The sequence below is a fragment of the Kitasatospora sp. NPDC001547 genome (assembly GCF_042894165.1).
In the GTDB taxonomy this organism is placed as follows: Bacteria; Actinomycetota; Actinomycetes; order Streptomycetales; family Streptomycetaceae; genus Kitasatospora.
The window spans coordinates 239186-247922 of sequence record NZ_JBIAVL010000008.1 but is presented as its reverse complement, the minus strand read 5'-3'; the positions used below and the strand labels follow the sequence as shown (position 1 = coordinate 247922).

Here is an 8737-nt window from a genome sequence, read left to right as displayed (position 1 = left end):
CTCGCGACCGCGAGCCACTCCCAGCCCAGCCCCTCGCGCCAGTCCGTCATGACGGGTGCCTGAGCCCTGACTGACGAAGCCGGCCCACCCGGACTGGCGGAGAACACGACAGGCAGACACAAGTGCTCTCCGCCGGTACAACGAGCGGTGTTGCACCGCCGGGTGGCCTTCGTCCGAAGACTCTTCCCTCAGGACACCGTTGGGCTGCGACGCTCAACGAGGACGACGTCGCGCCAGCGCCCGCCGTGCTTGCCGAGTCGCTCGCGGGTGCCGACCACGCGGAACCCCGCCCTGGCGTGGAGGGCGAGGCTGGCGGTGTTCTCCGGGAAGATGCCGGACTGCACGGTCCAGACGCCTGCCGCGTCGGTGGACGCCAGCAGTGCGATCAGCAGCGCCAGGCCCACGCCCCGGCCACGGGTTCCGGGCCGAACGTAGACGGAGTGCTCGACCACCCCGGCGTACGCACACCGGTCGGAGACCGGAACCACCGCGGCCCAGCCCAGGACCCGGCCGTCGCCATCGACGGCGACCAGGCGGTGCTCCGGGAGCCGGGACGCATCGAACGCCTCCCAAGTCGGCGCGGTGCTCTCGAAGGTGGCGTTGCCGTCGTCGATCCCGGCCTGATAGATCGCCAGCACCTGCTCGGCGTGCTCGGGGAGCATCCCGATGACGGTCACCTCGTTGGCGGTCATGCGGCGGCCTCGATGCCGAGCTCGGCGAGCAGGCCCCGGATGCGCTGCTCGATCTGGTCGCGGATCGGGCGGACGGCGTCGACGCCCTGGCCGGCCGGGTCCTCCAGCTTCCAGTCCAGGTACCTCTTGCCGGGGAAGTACGGGCAGGCGTCGCCGCAGCCCATGGTGATCACCACGTCGGACGCCTGCACCGCCTCGACGGTCAGCACCTTCGGCACCTCGGCGGAGACGTCGATGCCGACCTCGGCCAGGGCCTCGACCACGGCCGGGTTCACCGTGTCGGCCGGCGCGGAGCCGGCCGAGCGGGCCTCGACCCGCTCGCCGCCGAGGCGGGTCAGGAAGGCGGCGGCCATCTGGGAGCGGCCGGCGTTGTGCACGCAGACGAAGAGTACGGACGGGACGGCGGGAGAGCTCACGGGTTCTTCCTTCGGCAGGAGCGAGGCGGTGGTCAGCGGCTGGAGACGGCGGTGGGGTGGTACTCGCCGTGCGGGACCACGACGTCCTCGACGGCGGGCGTGGGACGGCCGAACAACACGGCGACCAGGGCGATGCCGACGGCCAGGCCGACGAGCTGGGCGGCGACGAACGGCAGCACGGAGGTCGGGGCGATGCCGGCGAAGGTGTCGGTGAACGCCCGGCCGATCGTCACGGCCGGGTTGGCGAAGGACGTGCTGGAGGTGAACCAGTAGGCGGCGCCGATGTAGGAGGCGACCCCGACCGGCGTGAAATGCGCGCGGCCGACGCGGGCCAGCCCGAAGATCAGCAGGATCAGCCCGGCGGTGGCCACGATCTCGCCCAACCACAGGTGCGGGGCCCAGCGGGCGTGGGTGGACCAGGCGACGAGCGGCTCGGCGAACATCGCGTCCGCCAGGACCGCCCCGCCGATCGCCCCCGCGATCTGCGCGGGCACGTAGGCGGCGACCTCCCGCGAGGTCGGGCCTTCGCCACCGCGATATCCGGTCCACCAGGCGGCCAGGGTGACGGCCGGGTTGAAGTGCGCGCCGGAGACCGGGCCGAGCAGAGCGATCAGCACGCCGAGGCCGAAGACGGTGGTCAGGGAGTTGGCCAGCAGCTGGACGCCGACGTCCTGGGACAGCTTGGTGGCCTGGATGCCGGAGCCGACCACGACGGCGACCAGCGCGCCGGTCCCGACGAACTCGACCGCCGCCCGTCTCCCGAGCGGAGCCATCTTCGTCATCTCGCGTCTCCCACCGCTGCGGCGGCCGTGTCGGCTGGGGCCTGAAGCAGGGAGGAGAGCTTGGCCAGGGCGGCAGGCAGCACCCAGTAGTAGACCCAGGTGCCGCGCCGCTCGGAGCCGACCAGTCCGGCCTCGCGCAGCACCTTCAGGTGGTGGGAGATCGTCGGCTGGGAGACGTCGAACGGGCCGATCAGGTCGCAGACGCACGCCTCGCCGCCCTCGTGCGAGGCGATCAGTGACAGCAGCCTCAGCCGCACCGGGTCGGACAGCGCCTTGAACACCTTCGCCAGGTCGGCAGCGGCCTTTTCCCCGAGCGGCTCGCGGACCATCGGCGAGCAGCACGCCACCGCCTCGTCCTGGCCGAGCACTGGCACTTCGAGATTCGACATACGTCTATGTTGACAGCCATCTAATCTGCGAGGCAAGCTCACTGTATCGACAGATGTCGAAACAAGACCTCGGATCGGGGAGACCGCCATGTCCCGTGTTCAGCTCGCCCTGCGCGTGGCCGACCTCGAAGGCTCCATCACCTTCTACTCCAAGCTCTTCAACGCCGAGCCCGCCAAGCGCCGCCCCGGCTACGCGAACTTCGCCATCACCGAGCCCCCGCTCAAGCTCGTCCTCATCGAGGGCGAGGCCGGCGAGGACACCCGACTGGACCACCTCGGTGTCGAGGTCGCCTCCATCGAGCACGTCGCCGCCGCCACCACCCGTCTCAAGGACGCGGGCCTCGCCACCTTCGAGGAGAACGACACCTCCTGCTGCTACGCGCTGCAGGACAAGGTGTGGGTCCACGGCCCCGGCAAGGAACCGTGGGAGGTCTACGTCGTGAAGGCCGACGCCGGCACCCTCGCCAAGGCCGACGCCGCGCCGGACGCCTGCTGCGGCACCACCGCCTGCCGCACCCCCGACGAACAGACCATCGATCCCGCCCAGAGCCCGGCTGAAAGAACGTTTCATCCCGGCGAAGGTGTTCGCTGAGCCGATCGTGCCCTGGACGGGCAACGCGGCGGAAGGTGTTGACGGTTCGTGGGTCGAGGTCCATGTGGCGCAGGACAAGTTGACACCGGCCTCCCCCGGACGCCCCGTCACGTCCGGCGCCCGGCACCACCTGGCCTGAGATCCGTGCTCCCGCCGAAGCGGGCGGAGGCATGCAGCCACGGGCGGGCGGCCACGGGCGGCCGGAGGCAGGTCAGGAGTCGAGCCGGAGCACCTGGCCCGGCAGCAGCAGGTCGGGGTCGCCGCCGACCGTGTCACGGTTGAGGGCGTGCAGGGCGGGCCATCCGCCGGGGAAGCCGGCCTCCTCGGCGATGGCACTGAGGGTGTCCCCCTCCTCCACCGTCCAGGTGTCGTCCGAACCCGGGGCGAAGTCCCGGCCACCGCTGCTCCCGGTGCCCGACGGGCGCGTGGGTACGGCGTGGGCGTGCGGGCGGGCCTGCACCGGACGGTGGCCGCCGGCACCGGCCGCGGGACGGCCGGCGGGGCGCTCGGCGCCCCTGGCCAGCCGGGCACCGCATGCCGGCCACGGCGCCAGGCCCCGCCGCTCGGCGAGGTGCTCGGCCACGGCGATCTGCTGTTCCCGCGTCGCCCGGTCCGCGCGCGGCGCGTAGGCGAGCCCGCCGTTGGCACGCCAGGTCGCCGCGTCGAACTGCAGGCCCCCGTAGTAGCCGTTCCCCGTGTTGGCGCCCCACCGGCCGCCGCTCTCGCAGCGGGCCAGCGCGTCCCAGTCCGTACCCGTGCCCGTGCTCCCGCCTGCCGGCGCTCCGGCCGCGGGCGGCGCTCCCAGGGCGCCGAACACCGTGGCGAGGAGGAGGGCGGGCAGGAGGACGGCGAACAGACGGCGCACGGACGCGGGCACGAAGGACATGGAAGCTCCACAGCTCGGGGACAAGGACCCGGACGCCGAAGCGCCGGCCCGCTATCCGTCCCACCTGAGGACGGCCTGCCCGCCGGCCGGGCCGTTCCTCCTCCGAGCGGCGGCCCGACGCCACTCCAATGCCAGCCGGCGGGGGGGGGGAGACGCGCCGAGGAGAGCGACGACGCCCGCGGGCGTGGTGGCGGTGCCGAGGGGGACCGGGCTCCCCCTGCGGGGTGACCGCCGGTAGGCTGCCCGCCATGGGCACGTTCGAGGCAGTCAACGAGGTCGTCCGCGAAGCGGAGAGCCAGCTCACCGAGGGCACCTGGAAACTCGTCCCCAGGGACTCGTCGCTCGCGGCGCAGACCGCCGAAGCCCTGCGGGAGGCCGTCGGTCCCGCCGACGCGCAGCAGCGACTGCCACGGATCGACCGGCTCGCCGCCCTGCGCGAGGCCGTCGCCACCCTCGCCCTGACCGTCGCCCGCACCCACGGCAACCTCGCCTGGTTCCTCGCCCGGTGCGCCAGCGCCCTCACCCCGGTGCTGCACTGGCGCGCCCTCGACGCGCCGGAAGGCCGCACCTTCGGCACGGTCCTGCCCGGTACCGAGGAGCTCGCCGACGCCGAAGCCGCCGTTCGCCGCCTCGCGGCGATGCTCGCCCGCATCGACCAGGCCACCTGACCACCCGACCGGGCCGCGAAGCCGAGAGGTGGTCCGGCCGGCGGAGGCTCCCCCCTTCTCCGGCCGGGTCACCCCGCGGATGCGCCCGGGTCACCTCTCGGACGGGCGGTACGGTCTAGTCAACCCGGTTCAGAGCTTCTCCAGCCTCCGGGCGACCGCCTTCAACGACCGGCCGCGGCGCAGCTCGCCCGCCCAGGGGTCGTCGCCCTCCAGGCGCTCGCCGATGGTGGCGATGGTCCAGCGCTGCGGGGTGAGGTCGGGGTCGTCCAGTTCGCTCCAGCTCAGCGGGGTGGCGATCGGGGCGCCGGGCAGGGCGCGGACGGCGTAGGGGGTGACGGCGGTCTGGCCGTAGGCGTTGCGCTGGGTGTCGAGGTAGAGCCGGCCCCTGCGGGCCTGTTTGCGCGCGGCGGTGGTGAGTTCGTCGGGGTGCCGGTCGGCGAGCAGGTCGGCCAGGTCGCGGGCGAAGGTGCGGACGTCGTCGAAGGGGGCGCGGTGGTCGAGCGGGACCAGCACGTGCAGGCCGCGCGAGCCGGTGGTCATCAGGGCAGCGGGCAGGTCGAGTTCGTCGAGCAGCTCGTGCAGCCGGGCGGCGGCCCGCCGGACCGACTCGAAGTCCTCTCCGGAAGGGTCGAGGTCGAGGACCAGCAGGTCGGGGTGGTCGGGCCGGTCGGCCTTCGACAGCCAGCGGTGCGGGGTGATGCACGCCTGGTCGACCAGGTAGAGCAGCGTGGCGAGGTCGTCGCAGACCGGGTAGCCGACGGTGCCGCCCTCCTTGGGCAGTTCGGCACGGTGGATCCAGTCCGGGAAGTAGTCGGGGGTGTCCTTCTGCATGAAGCGCCCGTCGCCGATGCCGTCGGGGTGGCGCTCCAGCATCAGCGGGCGTCCGCGCAGGTGCGGCAGGATGCGCCGGCCGGCCCGGCGGTAGTAGTCGGCGAGGTCGGCCTTGGTGATGCCGTCCCCGGGGAACAACTCCTTCTCCGCCCGCTTGATCTCGACGGTCCGGCCGCTCACGCGGATGTCGGTGGTGGTCATGGCGTGCCTCGCTCGCGGGTCATCCGTCGCTCTCCTCGGCGGCGACCTGCTTGAGGGTCCGTCCGCTGCGTGCCGAGCGGGCCCGCCGGGGGTCGGTCGTGGCGGAACCTGCGCTGCTGTGTCCGCGCCGGACCAGCAGCCATGCCTCCCGTTGCCCGTCGCCCTCCCGGAACCGGGTGAGCGCCCAGTCGCCGTGCAGCTTGTGGCCGTCCAGCCGGAACGAGGCGTGGCCGTGGGCGAGTGCCTCGGCGAACGGGATCTCGTGTCCGCGCTTGTCCGTGCTGCGGTTCCGGTAGCTGCCCTCGTCCCAGATGATCACGGTGCCGGCGCCGTACTCGCCCTCCGCGATGGTCCCCTCGAAGTCGCGGTACCCCAGGGGGTGGTCCTCGGTGGGCACGGCCAGGCGTTTGTCGTGCGGGTCGCCGGACGGGCCCTTGGGGATCGACCAGGACTTGAGGACGCCGTCGACCTCCAGGCGGAAGTCGAAGTGCATGGTGCTGGCGTCGTGGATCTGCACCACGAAGGCGGGCTCCCCGCCGACCCGGGGGCCGCCCTCGCCGCTGGGCTCACGGGTCTTACGGAAGTCCCGTTTCCGACGGTACTCCGCCAGCGTGTCCGCTCCGGGCATCGCCCTTCCTCCTCCCGGCTCCGCTCCGGCGCCTACCCTGCCGAAGTCGTCCGACACGTTCGGCGTGACGGCGCGGATCCGGGACGGCGCAGCCCGGTGGGGCACCCGCCTCCCGCGAGGACCCGACGCCGAAGTCTTCGAACTCCGCGGCGGACAGCGCGAGTTCCGCACCAACCCGCAGCCTCTTCCCCCGCTCCTCGGCGCGTGTCCGGGTGCTCAGGTGACCGGCGCGGGAGCGGGCCCCGGCCCGGGCAGCGGCCCGGGCTCCGGGCGAGGCTCCGGCCTCGGCGCGGGCGGCGGCGGGTCGGGTTCCAGCGGAGGCGGCCCGGGCGGCACCGGATCCGGACCACCGGGCGCGGGTACCGGCCCGGGCAAGGGGCCCGGCGCCGGGCCCGGCCCTGGAACCGGTGTGGGGCTGGGCGGTACCGGATCGTTCGGTGGGGTTCCCACGATCAATGCTCCTCGTGACTTGGACGGGCACGTTCCGGAGGTCCGGCTACCCGGCCTTCGGGAGGCGACACCTCCGGCAGCACACGGCGTCGACCGCCAGACCTGACCGTCAGACCTGGCCGGCCGGCCTGACCGTCAGACCTGACCGACCGGCCTGTCGACCGGGCATCGATTACTACTCAACAAGTTGATTAGTATGCTCCGCAGGTGCAGGCGCCCGCCTCCCCGTCCACTCCTCGTTCTGGAGCCCCCGTGTCCCCAGCTCACCCGTTCGCGGTGCTGCGCAGCCGGCCCTTGTGGGTCGGCACCGGCGCCATCCTCGGCGTCGTCGCGGTGCTGTTCTCGCTCTTCTACGTAGGAGCGAACCTCAATCCCTCCGGGTCGCTGCGCGGCCTGCCGGTCGGGCTGGTCAACGCCGACCGCGGCGCCACCGCCGACGGCCGGCAGGTCAACCTCGGCGAGCAGGCCGTGGCGGCGATCACCGCCGAGGCGCCGGGCCACCGGGAGGTGTCCTGGCAGGTCCTGGACCTGCCGGAGGCCCGGAAGCGGCTCGCGTCCGGCCGGCTCTACGGCGCGCTGGTCGTCCCCGACGGCTTCACCGCGTCCGTCGGGGCGCTCGGCGCGCCTTCGGCGGCACCGGATACCGGGCGGCCTGCGCTGACGGTGCTGACGAACCCGTCGGCGGGCAGCATGGGCTCCAGCATGGCGAGCCGCATCACCCAGCAGGCCGCGCACAACGTCTCGGTGACGGTCGGCTCGCAGCTGGCGCAGCGCGCACAGGCGCTGGGCGGGCAGCCGGGCGCGGCCGAGCGGCTGCTGTGGGCGGACCCGGTGGCGGTGCGGGTGCAGGACGGCCATCCGTTGAAGTCGCACAGCGGCATGGGGCTGAGCGCGTTCTACTACGCGCTGGTGCTGGTGGTGTGCGGGATGCTGGGCGCGAACGTGGTCAACAGCCAGGTCGACGTGGCGCTCGGCTACGCGCACAGCGACGTCGGTCCGTGGCGGCGGCGCCTTCCGCTGCTCCGCTCGTCCCGGGTGCAGACGCTGGCGGTCGGCAGTGTGCTGATCGTCGGATTGTCGGTGGTGACGGCCACGCTGGCGCTGGCCTGCGCGGTCGGTGTCCTGGGGATGGACGCCCCGCACCTGGCGCTGCTGTGGCTGTACTCGGCGGCCACCGTGGCCACCGTGGGGCTGGGGGCCCTCGCGCTGCTGGCCGTGTTCGGGACGCCCGGGATGCTGCTGGTGACGATGGTGTTCATCGCGATGGCGGTGCCGACCGCGGGCGCGTCGACCCCCGTGGAGGCGCTGCCCGGCTTCTACCGGTTCCTGGCCGGGTTCGAGCCGCTGCGGCAGATCACCGGCGGCATGCGCGCGATCCTCTACTACGACGCGCAGGCGGGCGCGGGCCTGGCCCGCGGCTGGGCGATGACGGGGCTCGGCCTGGTCGGGGCGCTGGCCTTCGGGTTCGGCGCGACCCGCTTCTACGACCGGCGGGGCCTGCACCGCGAGCACCCTCCGGCGGCGGGCGAGACGGCGCTCCGGGCGGTGCCGTCGGCGTGAGGCCCGCGGGGCCCGCCCGGCGAACAGACCGAGCGGGCCCCGGGTCGTTCACCGGTGGAGGGCGTCGATCCCGGTACCGGGGCCGGTCACCGCCCGGCCGCCGCCTCGGCCGCGATCCGCTCGAACTGGGCGCCCATCGCCGCGGCCAGCGCCTGCGCGGCGGACAGCGGGCGCACCATCACCGTGAAGTCGTCGATCAGCCCGTCCTCGTCGACGTGCAGGAAGTCGCAGCCCTGGATCTGCTTCCCGTCGACGGTCGCGGTGAACACGAGCGCGTGGTCGCGCCCGCCCGGGTCGGCGATCTCGCGGACGTAGGTGAAGTCCTCGAAGACGCGCATCACGCCGCGCAGGATCGCCGCGGTGATCGCCTTGCCCGGGTACGGCTTGAAGGCGACCGGGCTGGTGAAGACCACGTCCTCGGCCAGCAGGGCGGCCATGGCCTCGTGGTCGCGGTCCTCGACGGCCTTGCGGAAGGGGTGCATGGGACGCTCCGTCTATAGCAATGAAGTTGACTAGGTGCGTCGGCGAGTATGCGCGGGGGCGCAGCGGCATGTCCAGAGCCCGCGCACCGATGCTCGAATCAACCCGATCCCAACTTGCGATTAGTCGCTTTGTTGACTAGACAATCAGGTGCTACGTTGA

General features: G+C 73.2%; 11 protein-coding genes. 3 read left to right on the top strand and 8 right to left on the bottom strand.

Features of this window, described 5'->3' with window-relative positions:
• Positions 1 to 188 precede the first annotated feature (188 nt).
• Genes ACFY0X_RS17945 through ACFY0X_RS17930 form a run of 4 tightly spaced genes read right to left on the bottom strand, consistent with a single transcriptional unit; the run spans position 189 to position 2279 of the window.
• Positions 189 to 692 carry a GNAT family N-acetyltransferase gene (locus tag ACFY0X_RS17945; RefSeq protein ID WP_387755545.1) on the bottom strand — a complete coding sequence of 168 codons (504 nt, stop codon included), beginning with the start codon at positions 690 to 692 and terminating at the stop codon, positions 189 to 191.
• Complete coding sequence (locus ACFY0X_RS17940; RefSeq protein ID WP_387755542.1) at positions 689 to 1108, bottom strand: arsenate reductase ArsC; 420 nt, start codon at positions 1106 to 1108, stop codon at positions 689 to 691. The genes ACFY0X_RS17945 and ACFY0X_RS17940 overlap by 4 nt, the downstream gene beginning before the upstream one ends.
• A gap of 32 nt (positions 1109 to 1140) precedes the next feature.
• Positions 1141 to 1890, bottom strand: a complete 750-nt coding sequence (locus ACFY0X_RS17935; protein ID WP_387755540.1) for an aquaporin — start codon at positions 1888 to 1890, stop codon at positions 1141 to 1143.
• On the bottom strand, positions 1887 to 2279 hold the full coding sequence (locus tag ACFY0X_RS17930) for an ArsR/SmtB family transcription factor (protein WP_387755538.1): 393 nt from the start codon (positions 2277 to 2279) through the stop codon (positions 1887 to 1889). The genes ACFY0X_RS17935 and ACFY0X_RS17930 overlap by 4 nt, the downstream gene beginning before the upstream one ends.
• Before the next feature lie 88 nt (positions 2280 to 2367).
• Here ACFY0X_RS17930 and ACFY0X_RS17925 point away from each other — a divergent pair, with 88 nt between their 5' ends.
• Complete coding sequence (locus ACFY0X_RS17925; RefSeq protein ID WP_387755535.1) at positions 2368 to 2871, top strand: ArsI/CadI family heavy metal resistance metalloenzyme; 504 nt, start codon at positions 2368 to 2370, stop codon at positions 2869 to 2871.
• Between the two features lie 211 nt (positions 2872 to 3082).
• Here ACFY0X_RS17925 and ACFY0X_RS17920 read toward each other — a convergent pair whose 3' ends face one another.
• A complete protein-coding gene (locus tag ACFY0X_RS17920) occupies positions 3083 to 3757 on the bottom strand; it encodes a transglycosylase family protein (RefSeq protein ID WP_387755528.1) in 675 nt (224 codons plus the stop codon).
• Between the two features lie 248 nt (positions 3758 to 4005).
• Here ACFY0X_RS17920 and ACFY0X_RS17915 point away from each other — a divergent pair, with 248 nt between their 5' ends.
• A complete protein-coding gene (locus tag ACFY0X_RS17915) occupies positions 4006 to 4425 on the top strand; it encodes a hypothetical protein (protein ID WP_387755525.1) in 420 nt (139 codons plus the stop codon).
• A 129-nt stretch (positions 4426 to 4554) separates the two neighbouring features.
• Here the strand turns inward: ACFY0X_RS17915 and ligD are convergent, their stop codons facing one another.
• A complete protein-coding gene (ligD, locus tag ACFY0X_RS17910; protein WP_387755523.1) occupies positions 4555 to 5457 on the bottom strand; it encodes a non-homologous end-joining DNA ligase in 903 nt (300 codons plus the stop codon).
• Positions 5458 to 5476: 19 nt separating this feature from the next.
• Positions 5477 to 6085, bottom strand: a complete 609-nt coding sequence (locus ACFY0X_RS17905; RefSeq protein WP_387755520.1) for a DNA polymerase ligase N-terminal domain-containing protein — start codon at positions 6083 to 6085, stop codon at positions 5477 to 5479.
• 702 nt (positions 6086 to 6787) lie between these two features.
• Here ACFY0X_RS17905 and ACFY0X_RS17900 point away from each other — a divergent pair.
• Positions 6788 to 8095 carry a YhgE/Pip domain-containing protein gene (locus ACFY0X_RS17900; protein WP_387755518.1) on the top strand — a complete coding sequence of 436 codons (1308 nt, stop codon included), beginning with the start codon at positions 6788 to 6790 and terminating at the stop codon, positions 8093 to 8095.
• A gap of 86 nt (positions 8096 to 8181) precedes the next feature.
• On the opposite strand, the gene ACFY0X_RS17895 is transcribed toward ACFY0X_RS17900, so the two are convergent.
• On the bottom strand, positions 8182 to 8577 hold the full coding sequence (locus ACFY0X_RS17895; protein WP_387755515.1) for a nuclear transport factor 2 family protein: 396 nt from the start codon (positions 8575 to 8577) through the stop codon (positions 8182 to 8184).
• Positions 8578 to 8737: the final 160 nt, after the last annotated feature.